This is a genomic window from Pseudomonas sp. NIBRBAC000502773, assembly GCF_006517195.1.
Taxonomy (GTDB): domain Bacteria; phylum Pseudomonadota; class Gammaproteobacteria; order Pseudomonadales; family Pseudomonadaceae; genus Aquipseudomonas; species Aquipseudomonas marginalis.
Map to the genome: position 1 here is coordinate 1,853,450 of NZ_CP041189.1, position 14,438 is coordinate 1,867,887.

Sequence of the window (14,438 nt, forward strand, 5' to 3'; positions counted from 1 at the left end):
TAACATTCAGAAACCTCCTACGCGAAAAACCGATATTTATTTGGATCTCCTTCGATTTCAAGCACTCACAAAAAAGCCCCACCCGGCTCACACCGAATGGGGCTTTGTCTGACCAGCCCGTCTTACGCGACGTTCATGGTCTTGTGGGTCTCAATCAAATGCGCCACTACCCCCGGGTCCGCCAGGGTGGAAATATCGCCCAGCCCGTCGTACTCGGCCGTGGCAATCTTGCGCAGGATACGGCGCATGATTTTCCCCGAGCGCGTCTTCGGCAAGCCCGGTGCCCACTGGATCACGTCCGGCGAGGCAATCGGCCCGATTTCCTTGCGCACCCAGTTCTTCAGCTCCAGGCGCAGGGCTTCGCTGGGCTCTTCGCCATTCTTCAGGGTCACATACACATAGATGCCCTGGCCCTTGATGTCGTGCGGCACACCCACCACCGCCGCTTCGGCGACTTTAGGGTGGGCAACCATGGCGCTTTCGATCTCGGCAGTGCCCATGCGGTGGCCGGATACGTTCAACACGTCATCCACACGGCCGGTGATCCACCAGTAGCCATCTTCATCGCGACGGGCGCCGTCACCGGTGAAGTACATGCCACGGAAGGTCTTGAAGTACGTGTCGACAAAACGGTCATGGTCGCCGTACAGGGTACGGGCCTGGCCTGGCCACGAGTCGAGAATCACCAGGTTGCCTTCGGCGGCGCCTTCGATGATGTTGCCCAGGTTGTCCACCAACGCCGGTACCACGCCGAAGAACGGCCGCGCGGCAGAACCCGGCTTGAGTGCATGGGCGCCCGGTAGCGGGCTCATCAGGGTGGCGCCGGTTTCGGTCTGCCACCAGGTGTCGACGATCGGGCAACGGGATTGGCCGACGTTCTTGTAGTACCAGTCCCACGCTTCCGGGTTGATCGGCTCACCCACCGACCCCAACAGGCGCAGGCTGCTGCCATCGACGCCTTCGCAGGCAGCGGTGCCGGACGCCATCATCGCGCGGATCGCGGTCGGGGCGGTGTAGAGGATATTGACCTTGTGCTTGTCGACGATCTTGCCCACCCGGGTAATGTCCGGGTAGTTCGGCACACCTTCGAACAGCAAGGTGGTCGCGCCATTGGCCAGCGGGCCGTAGACAATATAGGTGTGGCCGGTGACCCAACCGACGTCGGCGGTGCACCAGTAGATTTCGCCCGGGCGGTAGTCGAATACACGCTCGTGGGTCAGGGCCGCGTACAACAGGTAGCCGCCGGTGGTGTGCTGCACGCCTTTAGGCTTGCCGGTGGAGCCCGATGTGTAGAGGATGAACAACGCTTCTTCGGCGCCCATCTCCTTGGGCGCACACACGGTGCCCGCCACCTTCATCAGGTCTTCGTACCAGATGTCGCGATGCTGGTTCCACTTGATCTGGCCATTGGTGCGCTTGCACACGATGACCTTCTGGATGCTGCTGGTTTCCGGGTTGGTCAGCGCGTCGTCGACGTTGGCCTTCAGCGGAATTTTCTTACCGGCGCGAATGCCTTCATCGGCAGTGATCACCACCTTCGACTTACAGTCGATGATGCGACCGGCCAGGGCCTCCGGCGAGAAACCGCCGAACACCACCGAATGGATCGCACCGATGCGGGTACACGCCAGCATGGCGACCACGGCTTCGGGGATCATCGGCATATAGATGGTCACCACGTCGCCGCGATGCACATCCTGGCCACGCAGGGCGTTAGCGAACTTGCAGACTTCCTCGTGCAGCTCGCGGTAAGTGATGGTGCGGCTCTCGGCCGGGTCATCGCCCTCCCAGATGATCGCCGCCTGGTCGCCACGTTCGGCGAGGTGACGGTCCAGACAGTTGTAGGAAACGTTCAGGGTGCCATCGGCGAACCACTTGATGTCGACATGGTGATCGTCGAAAGAGGTCTGCTTCACCGCGGTGAAAGGCTTGACCCAGTCAAGGCGCTTGGCTTGCTCGCGCCAGAAACCGTCGGGGTTGACCACCGACTGCTGGTACATGGCCTTGTAGGTTGCCTCGTCGGTCAGCGTGTTGGCTGCTACTTCGGGGCGAACGGGGTACAGGGAAGCCGCACTCATCTTTCTTACCTCGGTGACATAGTTGTTGTTGTATGACCCAGTTGTATCCGGGGTGGGCCTATAGAACCATTCGACGATGGTAGTAACAAGACCCTACAAAATGCCCTGCTATCCCCGTTTGCCGCTCTGGCCCGCAGCCTGCGGGGCTTTGCGGGTGGGTGAAAAAACCTTTACCACGGGATTGTTACAAAAACCGCCAACAGTCTTTATCAAAAGCACGGGTATATGAATATAACCCGCAGGCCTAGAATCACTTCCGCCAACCAAGGCATTGTGATTAACACAACAGTGATTAACAACGTAACAGCCCCCACGAAGGCACGTTAATCCGAACTAACCAATCCTAAGTTATACACGTGGCCTCACAAGGGCCCCGTGACCCCTTTCGCCCTGAAGAAGGTAAGTAAAGAAATGAAAGCTCTCGTAGTTATGGCCCTCAGCAGCTTGTGCGCCACCGCCGCCCTGGCCGACGAGGCCCCGACCGAGCTGGCCGGCCAGAACGCCCCGATTGTTGAGGACTACACCTATAGCACCAAGCTGGATGTGGCCAAAGTATTGTCCATGAGCACGATCCCGGAAGTTTGCGAAGTTGTGCCGGTAAAGATGGAATATGAAGACTCACAGGGTCAGCGTCATATTCTTAACTACCATGTAATGGGCAATGGCTGTTCGAACGGATAACAACTTAGTTAGTGTGATCTGCGCGTGATCTTATTTGCCGCAAGAAATCGTTCTTGCGGCGAGGCCCCCTCCCCTCGCTTGAATCGAATGCTACGATTGTGGCGTCGCTACCTTTCCTGTACGGCAGGATGCATTCATGCGAGCCAGTTTCGAGAAGATCCCCACCGAGGCCAATACCTCCTGGACCCTGCTGAACCGCAGGCTGCCGGAGGCGATCCCGTTTGAGTGGCATCACCATCCCGAATACGAACTGACCCTCACCCTCAATAGCCGCGGGCATCGCTATATCAGCAACGATGTGGCGCTCTACGACGACGGCGACCTGGTTCTGGTGGGCCCGAACGTGCCACACAGCTGGTCGTCTGCCGAACGTATTGACCCGACCCAGCCGCACGTCGCACTCGTCATCTGGTTTTCCGAAGCCTGGGCGGAATCGCTGGTGCGCCTGTTTCCCGAAATGGCCCCGACCCGCGCGTTGCTGGCCGCAGCCCAGCAGGCGCTAAGTTTCAGTGACAGCACCTCAAGGGTCCTGCGCCCCGTGATCGAAGCCATGGTCGAGCAGGATGCATCGCAGCGGCTGATCTCTTTGCTGACCGTGCTCAACCTGTTGTCACGAGACGTCGCCGCGCAGCGTATTGCGGTGGAAAACGCCGCGCCTCAGGTAATCGAAGACCCGCGCATACGTCGCGTGCTGGATTATCTGCATGCCCACTACGCCCAGCCCGTGGGCATTCCGCAATTGGCGCAGATGGCGTGCGTCAGCGTGTCGGCCCTCCATCGCATGTTTCGCAAACACACACGCTGCACGGTGCTGGACTACATCGTGCGCCTGCGCATCGGACATGCCTGTGCACTGCTGATGCAGGGCAACCTGGCGGTCAGTGCCATAGCCGAGCAGGTCGGCTATGTCTCCCAGGCGTTGTTCAATCGCCAGTTCAGAGCGCTAAAAGGTCTCACGCCTTCGCAATTTCGCGCCCAGCACGGGCATCACTTCCAGTAACCAAGCCGATTCTTCCATTCACGACGCAACAAACGCCACAATCGTACTGCTCAACGCGTCTAACCGGACTGCTGCCCAGGCAGCCCCGGTGATTCCATACCTGTATGCATAACAACAATACAGGCCACCCCATGAGTAATTATCACGCCTTCGAAAGTGCCGAGCTGCCGGACGACTACCGGCGCAACATCGTCAACATGAAGAAAACCCTGCGCGCGCAGATCGGCGATGTGAACGCCTTGTTTGCCGAGGTCAGCGCTTTCATTGCCGATGAAATCGCCTCGATCAAAGCCCAGCAGGCGCTGAGCGGTTCGGCTTGGCCGGAACTGGATTTCGACACGATCGCCAACGGCCAAGTGACAGACGCGCAACGCGCCCTGATCAAGCGCAGGGGCTGCCTGGTGATCCGCAATCACTTCGCGCGCGAGCAAGTGCTGGGGTGGGACAAGAGCCTGCTGGACTACCTCGACAACAACCATTTCGACAGGGTGTATCGCGGCCCGGCTGACACCTTTTTCGGCAACCTCGACGCCTCCCGCCCGGAGATATTTCCGATCTACTGGTCCGACGCCCAGATGCAAGTGCGTCAGCACCCGCGCATGGGCGCTGCGCAATCCTTCCTCAACCGGTTGTGGACCACCCATTCCCAAGGCCAGCAATGGTTCGATCCGGACATCAACGCGCTGTACCCGGACCGCGTCCGCCGGCGCCCACCGGGCACCACATCCAAAGGCCTTGGACCGCATACCGACTCCGGGGCGCTGGAACGCTGGCTGCATCCGGCCTACCTGAAGGTCTTCGACAAGATCTACCGCAATGACTTCCAGGCGTACGACCCATGGGATGCCGCGCATCGCACCGAGGTCGACGAATATGCCTACAAGGACACGGTGAAATGCTCGGCCTTCCGCACCTTCCAGGGCTGGACGGCACTGTGCGATATGCGTGCCGACCAGGGTGTGCTGCATACGCTGCCGATCCCCAAGGCCATGGCTTATATGCTTCTGCGCCCGCTGCTGGACGACGTACCCGAGGATGAATTGTGCGGCGTGGCGCCCGGCAAAGTGCTGCCCATCTCAGAGAAATGGCACCCGTTGCTGGTACAGGGCATGACACCCATTCCGGACGTGCACGCCGGCGACTCGGTGTGGTGGCACTGCGACGTAATCCACAGCGTCGCCCCGGTGGAAAACCAGCAGGGCTGGGGCAATGTGATGTATGTCCCGGCCGCCCCCATGTGTCCGAAAAATCTGCGTTACGCCAAGGACGTGTTCAGGGCATTCGAGCAAGGTGTCTCGCCGGACGACTTCCCCCGGGAAGACTACGAGCAACAGTGGCAAGACCGCTTCACCCCTCGACAACTCAACAGCCTGGGCCGCAAAGGCCTGGGATTGGAATAAACCCTGCCCATAACAACAAAAAAAGGTATCCCCTATGAATCTCCTAAATCGCCTTGCCCTTGCAGTCTCTTTCGCCAGCCTCTGTACGCTCACCGCCCAGGCGGCTGAGAGCAAAGGCAGCGTCGAAGTCGTCCACTACTGGACGTCGGGCGGCGAAGCCAAATCAGCCGACGTGCTCAAGCAACTGATCGAAAAAGACGGCTTCACCTGGCAAAACAGCGCCGTCGCCGGTGGCGGTGGCGCGGCGGCCATGACCGTGCTCAAGACTCGCGCAGTGTCCGGTAACCCACCCTCCGCCGCGCAGATCAAAGGGCCGGACATCCAGGAATGGGGCAAGCTGGGCCTGCTGACCAGCATCGACAACGTCGCCCAGGCCAACCACTGGGACACCCTGCTGCCGCCGAGCATCGCCGAGCTGATGAAATTCGACGGCCACTACGTTGCCGTGCCGCTGAATATCCACCGCATCAACTGGCTCTGGACCAACCCCGACGTGCTGCGCAAAGCCGGGGTCGCCCATGCCCCTACCACTCTGGAAGAACTCTACGCCGCCGGCGACAAGCTCAAGGCCGCCGGTTTTATCGCGATCGCCCACGGCGGCCAGCCATGGCAGGACACCACCGTATTCGAAGGCCTGGTACTGAGCATCCTTGGCGCCGATGGCTTCAAAAAGGCCTTTATCGACAACGATGAAGCCACCTTCACCGATCCGAAAATGACCGAAGTGTTCGTCGCCCTGCGCAAACTGAAGACCTACATGGACCCCAACGGCGCCGGCCAGGACTGGAACATGGAAACCGCCAAGGTCATCAACGGCCAGGCTGGCATGCAACTCATGGGCGACTGGGCCAAGAGCGAATGGAGCGCCGTCGGCAAAAAGGCCGGCCCCGACTATGAATGCGCGCCCTTCCCCGGCACTCAAGGCATCTATAGCTACACCATCGACTCACTGGCGATGTTCAAGCTGTCGAGCAAAAACGACACGCCCGGTAACAACGCCGCCCGCGACGACCTGGCCAAGATCGCCCTGGAGCCGCAATTCCAAACGGTGTTCAACCAGAACAAAGGCTCGATCCCGGTCATCAAGGGCCTCGACATGAGCCCATTCGACAGCTGCGCCCAAGCTTCCGCCAAGGATTTCGCCGAGGCGGAAAAGGCCGGCACGCTGGCGCCGAGCATGGCGTTCAACATGTCAACGTCCCAAGCCGTGCAGGGCGCGGTGTTTGATGTGGTAAGCAACTTCATGAGCAATAAAGATGCGGACCCGGCCAAGGCGGGTAAGCAGATGTTCGCCAGCATTAAAGCGGCGGCCCAGTAATCCGCTATCTAAACAACCGTCAAAGCCGCCACACTCCCCTGTGGCGAGCGGGCTTGCCCCGCGTCGGGCAGCGAAGCGGCCCCACAATCAGGCGCCGAGTTCTCTCAGGAAAACCTCAGCGCCTTGACTGGGGCTGCTTGGCAGCCCAGCGCGGGCAAGCCCGCTAGCCACAACAGCCGCATACAAGCCACAAGGCGATTTCCCGACGACTGGACACCACCACTCGCCGCTAAAAAAATCCTCAAGCAGCAAACCCTTACAAACCAACACTCTGGCCGTAACCCCACGCATTTTGGCCGACCGCTGAGGCCATCCGCCGCAACACAAAGCCGAATTTTTCCCTATAATGCGCGGGTAAATCGGGCCTGCAATATCCCTTTACACAGGGACGAAGAGCCAGACCTTGAGCCTGCGCTGGAGCATGTACCTGTCGCTCCGCCCCTCAAGCCTCACGCAGAGCACCCGTTAGCCTATTCCGTTTAATGCGTGCGCTAGCTGCAACAAACGATTCCTTAAGATCCACCGCGGCCTCAGGGCCGTGTGAACACCCAACCATCCGGTTTCACACGGGCACCTTTGAGCCCTCACGCAGGAGACGACACGTCATGCTGAGCTGGGACGAATTCGACAAAGAAGAAGACGGCGAAGTAGCCACCAAAGGCGCCAACGCCGGCCACGCCACCGAAGCCAACATGGACCGCCTCGACGGTGCCGGCGCCGCTGCCGCCATCGAAGCCCGCGCCGTCACCGCCAGTGACTCCGCCGCCATCGTGCGCGCCAAGGCCGCCCTGGACAAACTCGACGTCGCCGAAGGCCTCGCCGAACTCGAAGGCGCCTCCGCCCGCGTCGCCGTTGACGAAAAGCGCATGATCAACTGCCGCGCCGACCTCAACCAACTCGTGCCCTTCAAGTACGACTGGGCCTGGCAGAAATACCTCGACGGCTGCGCCAACCACTGGATGCCGCAGGAGGTCAACATGACCGCCGACATCGCCCTGTGGAAAAACCCCGAAGGCCTGACCGACGACGAACGCCGCATCGTCATGCGCAACCTCGGCTTCTTCTCCACCGCCGACTCCCTGGTCGCCAACAACCTGGTGCTGGCCGTGTACCGCCTGATCACCAACCCGGAGTGCCGCCAGTACATCCTGCGCCAGGCCTTCGAAGAAGCGATCCACACCCACGCCTACCAGTACTGCATCGAATCGTTGGCCATGGATGAAGGCGAGATCTTCAACATGTACCACGAGATTCCATCGGTGGCCAAGAAAGCGGCGTGGGGCCTGAAGTACACCCGTTCGATCTCCGATCCGAAGTTCGAAACCGGCACCGTCGACACCGACAAGGAACTGCTGCGCAACCTGGTCGCCTACTACTGCGTGCTGGAAGGCATCTTCTTCTATTGCGGCTTCACCCAGATCCTGTCCATGGGCCGCCGCAACAAAATGACCGGCGTGGCGGAGCAGTTCCAGTACATCCTGCGCGATGAGTCGATGCACCTGAACTTCGGTATCGATGTGATCAACCAGATCAAGATCGAAAACCCACACCTGTGGGATGCCGAGATGAAGGAAGAAGCGACCCAGATGATTCTGCAGGGGACGCAACTGGAGATTGAATATGCGCGGGATACCATGCCGCGTGGGGTGCTGGGGATGAACGCGGCGATGATGGAGGATTACCTCAAGTTCATCGCTAACCGTCGCCTGTCGCAGATTGGGTTGAAGGAAGAGTATCCGGGGACGACTAACCCGTTCCCTTGGATGAGCGAGATTATGGACTTGAAGAAAGAGAAGAATTTCTTTGAGACTCGGGTTATTGAGTATCAGACGGGCGGTGCGCTGAGCTGGGATTAAAGTCAGTACCACCAAAGAGAGCTGCCCAAGGGCAGCTCTTTTTTTGCAAATAGCATTTAGAAGGTCACATCAGCAAATGGAACTGCTCTACGCCACGCTATTAATTATCACGATACTCGGAATGGCTGCCTGGATGTTTCTCGGTGGATTTGTCTTCAGAAATCCGTTCGTCCTCTACATCACAGGTTTTGTTCTAGCACTCGTGGGTGGATATCTTTCCTATAGTTTGCAAGAGATCGCTGCTAATGGCGAAGCGGCTAAATACTTTACTGACCTTAAACTAGCCGCCGCACTTGTCAGCTACACCATCGCCGCAGCCGGCGGTAGTTTGATTGCAAGCGGTATTTTGTTGAAAGCCCAACATATGGCCAAAGCAGACAAAATTTCTGCGAAGAGAGCAGTAAACATCGTTGCCAACAACATTGAAATGATCCATCAGCAGGCGCTACAGCTACGGGATAATCCCACGGCGCTGACAATCGCAAAGCAAGAAGAACAGCGTCTCGACCTGCGCTTGAGGTTATACGAACAACGAACAGCGCTGGACAAGGCCCTTGAACGACTGGAAAAAATGGACTATCCGTAAGGTTTGCCATTTCTTGAAGTACATCACGTCAAGCACCTGGCCCAGAAGGGTTCGGATCGCATCACCAATGCTGTAGCCTTGTGCCCCAATTGCCATCAGCGTTGTCACCGGTCGAGTGACCGGGAGGCTTTCACCGAGGGGCTTTACGCCAAGGTCGGAAGATTGGCACGGGAGTAGACTCCTGCTGTCACACCTGATGCACGCTCAAAAAATACTAGATAGGACCGAGGCCAACCCGTGAACCCAGACATGCTCGAAGCCGGCCCTGTGGATGCCAAAGTACTCTCCGTCTTTGACTTCGACGGCACCCTGACCCACCACGACAGTTTCGTGCCCTTCCTCAAGTTTGCCTTTGGCACCGGCGAGTTTTATGGCCGGATGGTCAAGCTGGCGGTGCCCGGGCTGCGCTTTTTGGTGCGGCAGATAAGCCGGGATGAGTTGAAGGCGCAGTTGATCCGCACCTTTATGACCGGGGTGGAGAAGACGTGGGTGCAGCAGAAGGCCGAGGAGTATTGCCAGCGCAATTGGGCACGGTTGATGCGCCCGGCGGGGGTGTTGTCGGTGGAGCAGGAGTTGGGCTCGGGGGCGGTGGTGACGCTGTGTTCGGCGTCGCCGGCGTTGGTGCTGCAGCCGTTTGCCGATCGGCTTGGGATCAAGTTGATTGGCACTGAGCTTGAGGTGGTCGACGGGGTGTTGACCGGCAAGCTCACCGGGAATAACTGCCGGTGTGAAAATAAGGTGCTAAGGCTGGAAGCGGTGTATGGCGATTTGGGCGAGTATCGGCTGCGGGCCTGGGGCGATACGCGTGGGGATCAGGAGTTGTTGGCGGCGGCACAGGATGCGCATTTTCGGCATTTTCATGCCAAGAAGAAAAAGCGGGCTCGGTTGCAGCGGTGATGCGGGGGGCGCAGAACCTGGCGGCGTTCGGCGGGGCAATGAGCCCGGTGATATGCGGGTATCTGCTGATCAACGCAGCGCCGGCCAGCATGTTCTATGCCTTGGGTACACTCACAGCGATAGGTGGGACCTTGTGCTTCCTCAGCGGACGCCGGGTTGCAGGTTCTTGCTGATATTTGCGCGGGTTCCCGCTATTAATAGCGAAACCTCTCACGGACCCGAGCCCCATGAAATTCGACACGGCCTACAGCCTGAGTCTCGATGACAAGCTGTCGATCTACGACGTACGAGACCTGAATTTCGACGAAACCGCCGCCTACGATTCCGACCAGGACAGTTTCCTGTGCCCCAACGATGCCTGTCGTGCCGCCTTCGAAGCAGGCAATGTGCTGAGCACGTTCAACGCCAGGAATGTCAACTACCAACGCACCCCGCACTTCAAAAACACGCCGAGCACCCGGCATATCGACGGCTGCCGCTATGCCAGCCTCCACAAGGGTGCAGCAGGCGAAAACGACGATGAGCGTGAGGATAATTTCCCATCGGAGTTTGTACTGACACGTCGTACGTACGAGCGTAAAACCGCGGAGGTCGGCACCGAGGGGCTGGTCCCACAAGATTCAGCCAAAACACCTTCAACCCGCAGCGGCGAATCTGTCAGTGCCAGCGACACCACCCCGGACAAAACCAGCGTGTTCGCCCACCCGGTGGAGTGTTTTGTGTCGAACATCCACGACAAGGAAAAGCTGAAAAGCATGCCGCTGAAAATCGGCGAGCACACCGCGACTTACGCGGCGTTTTTCAAGAAGATCGAATACCTGCAAGACAACAAGGGCCTGATCTATTGGGGCAAGGTCAAAGCGATCAAGGACTACACCAGCAGCTTTCGCATCGACTTCGAAAAGAAGGTGTGGCTCGACAAAAAGCCCTACTCGGTCAACGTCTACCTGAGCAAAAAGCTCATCGAGAACTACCGCAAGCGCAAGGCGTTCCTGGAGCAGATCAGGGCTGCGGCGGACAGTGAACGGGCGTTGTATTGTTTCTTCTACGGGGTCACACCGGAGCTGAAACACGTGCCCAGCAAGAAAAACCCCGAGCAGACCTTCGGGGTGTTCAGCGCGAATATCGAGAACCTCGATCACCTGATCATTCGTGAGGCGCCGGGGTTGGAATAGTGGGTCGATAAACATCCAGTTGATGAGCGGTCAAAACAACTGTACAAAAACACAGTATAGTTTGTCCTCCCCCGTCGAACCCTGGAGAAACCCCATGTCCTCTCTGGCAATGAGCTCTTTCGTAGAACAGCAGATCGTCCTGCATCAATTCACCGCCAAACACAGCGTACAGGCCCGCGCGATGCTGGGCTGGAGCCGCGAGGAGCTGGCCCGCCAGGCGGGTGTAACGGTGGATGCCATCCAACAGTTCGAAAGCCAGGGCGACGTGGCTGATGAAGCCCGCCTGGCATTGGCGTTTCGGTTTGAGGCGCAGGGGCTGGTGTTTTTTCCGGGGTTTGCGCCGGGGTGGGGCATGAGTGTACGGCGGTTTGACACCGCCCCTGCCGAACCCGCAGCACAAAACATTATGTCGCGGTTGATGGGCTCAACAGCGGCATCAATTGATTCACCAGCGCCCCAACCCCATGGTGCGTAGAGTCCAAGCGGATCACCGGACAGGTCAGTGCCGTCAACCAGGTTTCATGCCGACGCAGGCTGCGTAGGCTGTGGTTGCCGTTGTCGTAACGAGCGGCCCAGGCCAGGAAGGCGACGCTGTTCTCGTGGCGGCTGCCACCTTCCAGGATTTCATCACCGTAGCGTTGCACTTCCCTCAGGCGCAGGCGGTGCAGGCGCACGTGCGGGTCGAGGCGCAGGAACACCACGTGGGTGAACTGCGCGATCATCGCGTCGCCCCAGCCGCACAGTGAACCGGACAGCACCCAGCCTTCCAGGCCCGCAGTCTGCTCCTGCAGCAGGCGGATGCGTTCATCCTTGGGCCGGGCAACGGTGAAGGGGGCGTCGGTTTGCTGCCAGTAGTAGTCGTCAGTGTCGAAGTAAGCGACGTTCAGACTCTCTGCCAAGGCCCTGCCCAGGGTGGTAGTGCCCGCCCCCGCAGCACCGAGGATATGAATTCGATAGGCCATGGCGTCCCTCCATCGCATTGAGTGTATCTTTTGAAGGCGTCAGCCCTTGCGTTTGTAAACGCCAACGCCCAACAACCGCCTGTTGTTCAACGCCCGGTCCTGGAACCTGCCTTCGCGGCTTGCTCGTAGCCATGGGCTACGGCAAGCAGTGTGGGTTCGGTCCAGCGGGCACCAAAGAAGTATGCACTGGCCGGCATGCCGTGCTCGTCTTTGCCGGAAGGTACCGAGATCCCCGGATAACCGGCCACTGCGACTGCAAAATAGCTGTTCGTTTCAAAGTCCGACACCACGGCATCGAGCTTTTCACCGTCAATCAGCTCATCCACTGTGCTGCGAAAATCCTGGATAAGTGCATCCCATAGCGGCTTGCGCTCCTCGGATGTCAGGGTGGATGCGTCAATTTCCTTGAGCAGCGGCTGGTGGTCGGTGTCGCTGCCATCGCGTTTTTCATTGAACGCGATCAACTCGGAAACTGACTTGACCGGCAGCCCACCGCGCTTGTCCAAGTAATCATTCAACTCACTCTTCACATCAGCAAACAATAGTTCGCCATAGCGTGATGCATCCGCCAGCCGCATGTTCACCGGTACGAGTACTGCAACTTGTGCGCGAAGCACATCAAGGGTTTTTTGAAACTGAGGGCTATTGTCCACCGGCAGTTTTTCATCATTCACGGAAAAGGTTGCGGGATAACCAATACGTTTATCCTTCAAGGCGCCTGGCTTGAGCAACGCGGTGTAGTCAATGCCTTGGGGGGCATCCACATTGGCTGAATCCTGAGGGTCGCTGCCCGACATGGCGTTGAGCAACAATGCGGCATCAAACACCGAACGCGTCATGGGCCCCGGCGTGTCCTGTCGATGGCTGGCAGGAATAATGCCGCTGCGGCTCAGCACGCCCACGCTCGGCTTGAAACCGACCACCCCGTTAAACGCCGCCGGGACTACGATCGAACCATTGGTTTCGGTGCCGACGGCCAAGGGCGCCAAACCAGCCGCGACCGCTACAGCCGAGCCCGAGCTTGACCCACCCACCTCTGCGTCCGCTTGATGTGGATTGAGCGTTTGCCCGCCCCGCTGGCTGAAACCGTCGGGGCTGCCGCGAAAGCCGGCCAGTTCGGTCAGGTTGGTTTTACCCAGGATCACTGCGCCTTGCTGGCGCAGGCGTTCGACGATAAACGCGTCCTTGATCGCCGCAGCCCCCACCAATCCGAAGGCGCCTGCGCTGGTTTGCTGGGTGTCGCCCGTCTCGATATTGTCCTTGATGAGCACGGGAATGCCATGCAGCGGTCCTCGGACCTTGCCGCTGGCGCGCTCGCGATCCAGCTCGCGAGCAATCTCCAGCGCCTGCGGGTTGAGCTCGATGATGGCGTTTAATCCAGGGTCGCGTTTGCGAATGCGCTCCTGCAGGAAAGTGACCAGATCTTCCGACGTGAGCCCGCCTGGCCTGGCCATTTGTTCACTGAGCGCGCGAACACTGGCCCATTCCGTTCCCGGCGGTACCGGTTTGGAGGTATCGGCTGTCAACGGCAACCCCATCCAAGACGCCGCATGGCTGACAAACGCATTCACACCATATCCAATTCCAAACATGAACCACCTCGGGAGAAGAGTAAGAAATGACGAAGGACCATCATTGAGCCGTGCGCCAGTCTAAAAACTTCCCTCTCCCCATCCTGCCTGATGCAGGCAGTTCAACCCGTGGGATTGTTCAACACACCCGGTAGCCCATGCTGTGCATTTTCCAGGCAACAAGCATTGCGATAACCCTGCGCCAGCGCCGCCAACGATTCCTTCGACCATCGTGCACCGTAGAGCCACAACGTCCCGCCGCCATCGAGAGCCTCGCCAAACCTCGGGTAACCACTCCAGCACGCACCATGGAATGCAGCACTTTGGCTGTCCGACACGAGAGCATCCAGCCGGTACTCATTTACAAGTTCATCGATTTCATTATGCGTGTGCAGGTTGAACGTGAGGGTGCCGTCGACCCGTTGCGCCGGCACCGGTATCAGTTGCGCCCCGGCCCGGCGCAAAACGTCCAGCGCCCGTATGAAGGGCGCACGGTGTTGAATCGGTTCGTGACCATCGCCACGTCCGTATCGGTCGGCATACCCCACGCGCCTGCCGGCCAACACTTGCATGGCGGTAAAGGGACTGTTGTTCTGCACCAGCGGAACCTCCACCATCACCTGGCCCTCTGGTTCGATACCGCTTAAGGCAATCAGCATCAACGAGGGATCACGCATGGGTCTGATGGGAAGTGCCGGTACGTTATACCCGGGGATCAGGCCCCCACCATTGGGGTGGGTTTGAGGGTGGGGATCGACATCAAACGCGATACTGCGGGGGGGCGCTTGATCGGTGGAAGGGCGCAGGCATGAAGGCGCCGAATTGGTCATATCCAAGAGCGCAGGCAACGGCTGGCCCACCTGGCAAACCGCATCCGCTCGAGAAAACTTTCTGCATTTGCTGTCCATCGGAAC

General features: G+C 59.0%; 13 protein-coding genes and 2 pseudogenes. 11 read left to right on the plus strand and 4 right to left on the minus strand.

What is annotated here, in order from left to right; translation table 11 throughout:
• Nucleotides 1-122 precede the first annotated feature (122 nt).
• Complete coding sequence (acs, locus tag NIBR502773_RS08500) at nt 123-2,078, minus strand: acetate--CoA ligase (RefSeq protein ID WP_027607760.1); 1,956 nt, start codon at nt 2,076-2,078, stop codon at nt 123-125.
• Between the two features lie 411 nt (nt 2,079-2,489).
• Between acs and NIBR502773_RS08505 the strand changes: the two genes are divergently transcribed.
• The 11 genes and pseudogenes from NIBR502773_RS08505 to NIBR502773_RS08555 all read left to right on the plus strand — a co-directional run bounded on the left by NIBR502773_RS08505 (nt 2,490) and on the right by NIBR502773_RS08555 (nt 11,466).
• The gene (locus NIBR502773_RS08505; RefSeq protein ID WP_027607759.1) at nt 2,490-2,759 is read left to right on the plus strand and encodes a DUF2790 domain-containing protein; all 270 of its coding nucleotides are present in this window, start codon (nt 2,490-2,492) and stop codon (nt 2,757-2,759) included.
• 136 nt (nt 2,760-2,895) lie between these two features.
• Complete coding sequence (locus tag NIBR502773_RS08510; protein WP_141155842.1) at nt 2,896-3,759, plus strand: AraC family transcriptional regulator; 864 nt, start codon at nt 2,896-2,898, stop codon at nt 3,757-3,759.
• A 131-nt stretch (nt 3,760-3,890) separates the two neighbouring features.
• A complete protein-coding gene (locus tag NIBR502773_RS08515) occupies nt 3,891-5,159 on the plus strand; it encodes a DUF1479 domain-containing protein (protein ID WP_141155843.1) in 1,269 nt (422 codons plus the stop codon).
• Between the two features lie 34 nt (nt 5,160-5,193).
• Nucleotides 5,194-6,477, plus strand: coding sequence for an ABC transporter substrate-binding protein (locus NIBR502773_RS08520; protein WP_141155844.1), 1,284 nt, complete (start codon nt 5,194-5,196; stop codon nt 6,475-6,477).
• A gap of 605 nt (nt 6,478-7,082) precedes the next feature.
• Entirely contained in the window at nt 7,083-8,333 is a 1,251-nt protein-coding gene (locus NIBR502773_RS08525; protein ID WP_024077017.1) for a ribonucleotide-diphosphate reductase subunit beta, read from the plus strand.
• A 76-nt stretch (nt 8,334-8,409) separates the two neighbouring features.
• Complete coding sequence (locus NIBR502773_RS08530; protein ID WP_141155845.1) at nt 8,410-8,919, plus strand: hypothetical protein; 510 nt, start codon at nt 8,410-8,412, stop codon at nt 8,917-8,919.
• Nucleotides 8,920-9,096, plus strand: a pseudogene (locus NIBR502773_RS08535) (HNH endonuclease); the annotation flags it as partial.
• A gap of 72 nt (nt 9,097-9,168) precedes the next feature.
• Complete coding sequence (locus NIBR502773_RS08540) at nt 9,169-9,816, plus strand: HAD-IB family hydrolase (protein ID WP_141155846.1); 648 nt, start codon at nt 9,169-9,171, stop codon at nt 9,814-9,816.
• 5 nt (nt 9,817-9,821) lie between these two features.
• Nucleotides 9,822-9,989, plus strand: a pseudogene (locus tag NIBR502773_RS30905) (MFS transporter); the annotation flags it as partial.
• Between the two features lie 54 nt (nt 9,990-10,043).
• Nucleotides 10,044-10,991, plus strand: a complete 948-nt coding sequence (locus NIBR502773_RS08550; RefSeq protein ID WP_141155847.1) for a hypothetical protein — start codon at nt 10,044-10,046, stop codon at nt 10,989-10,991.
• A gap of 94 nt (nt 10,992-11,085) precedes the next feature.
• Nucleotides 11,086-11,466, plus strand: a complete 381-nt coding sequence (locus NIBR502773_RS08555; protein WP_065939105.1) for a helix-turn-helix transcriptional regulator — start codon at nt 11,086-11,088, stop codon at nt 11,464-11,466.
• On the opposite strand, the gene NIBR502773_RS08560 is transcribed toward NIBR502773_RS08555, so the two are convergent.
• The 3 genes from NIBR502773_RS08560 to NIBR502773_RS08570 all read right to left on the minus strand — a co-directional run bounded on the left by NIBR502773_RS08560 (nt 11,396) and on the right by NIBR502773_RS08570 (nt 14,432).
• Nucleotides 11,396-11,953, minus strand: a complete 558-nt coding sequence (locus NIBR502773_RS08560) for an AAA family ATPase (protein WP_141155848.1) — start codon at nt 11,951-11,953, stop codon at nt 11,396-11,398. The two genes, NIBR502773_RS08555 and NIBR502773_RS08560, sit on opposite strands and share 71 nt — an antisense overlap.
• A gap of 86 nt (nt 11,954-12,039) precedes the next feature.
• Nucleotides 12,040-13,545, minus strand: coding sequence for an amidase family protein (locus NIBR502773_RS08565; RefSeq protein ID WP_141155849.1), 1,506 nt, complete (start codon nt 13,543-13,545; stop codon nt 12,040-12,042).
• 101 nt (nt 13,546-13,646) lie between these two features.
• Entirely contained in the window at nt 13,647-14,432 is a 786-nt protein-coding gene (locus NIBR502773_RS08570; RefSeq protein WP_257228226.1) for a hypothetical protein, read from the minus strand.
• Between the last annotated feature and the right edge of the window lie 6 nt (nt 14,433-14,438).

Bases quoted from the DNA above. Each gene is read 5' to 3' on its own strand.
- acs (WP_027607760.1), bottom strand. From the start codon at position 2,078: ATGAGTGCGGCTTCCCTGTACCCCGTTCGCCCCGAAGTAGCAGCCAAC.
- NIBR502773_RS08505 (WP_027607759.1), top strand. From the start codon at position 2,490: ATGAAAGCTCTCGTAGTTATGGCCCTCAGCAGCTTGTGCGCCACCGCC.
- NIBR502773_RS08510 (WP_141155842.1), top strand. From the start codon at position 2,896: ATGCGAGCCAGTTTCGAGAAGATCCCCACCGAGGCCAATACCTCCTGG.
- NIBR502773_RS08515 (WP_141155843.1), top strand. From the start codon at position 3,891: ATGAGTAATTATCACGCCTTCGAAAGTGCCGAGCTGCCGGACGACTAC.
- NIBR502773_RS08520 (WP_141155844.1), top strand. From the start codon at position 5,194: ATGAATCTCCTAAATCGCCTTGCCCTTGCAGTCTCTTTCGCCAGCCTC.
- NIBR502773_RS08525 (WP_024077017.1), top strand. From the start codon at position 7,083: ATGCTGAGCTGGGACGAATTCGACAAAGAAGAAGACGGCGAAGTAGCC.
- NIBR502773_RS08530 (WP_141155845.1), top strand. From the start codon at position 8,410: ATGGAACTGCTCTACGCCACGCTATTAATTATCACGATACTCGGAATG.
- NIBR502773_RS08540 (WP_141155846.1), top strand. From the start codon at position 9,169: ATGCTCGAAGCCGGCCCTGTGGATGCCAAAGTACTCTCCGTCTTTGAC.
- NIBR502773_RS08550 (WP_141155847.1), top strand. From the start codon at position 10,044: ATGAAATTCGACACGGCCTACAGCCTGAGTCTCGATGACAAGCTGTCG.
- NIBR502773_RS08555 (WP_065939105.1), top strand. From the start codon at position 11,086: ATGTCCTCTCTGGCAATGAGCTCTTTCGTAGAACAGCAGATCGTCCTG.
- NIBR502773_RS08560 (WP_141155848.1), bottom strand. From the start codon at position 11,953: ATGGCCTATCGAATTCATATCCTCGGTGCTGCGGGGGCGGGCACTACC.
- NIBR502773_RS08565 (WP_141155849.1), bottom strand. From the start codon at position 13,545: ATGTTTGGAATTGGATATGGTGTGAATGCGTTTGTCAGCCATGCGGCG.
- NIBR502773_RS08570 (WP_257228226.1), bottom strand. From the start codon at position 14,432: ATGGACAGCAAATGCAGAAAGTTTTCTCGAGCGGATGCGGTTTGCCAG.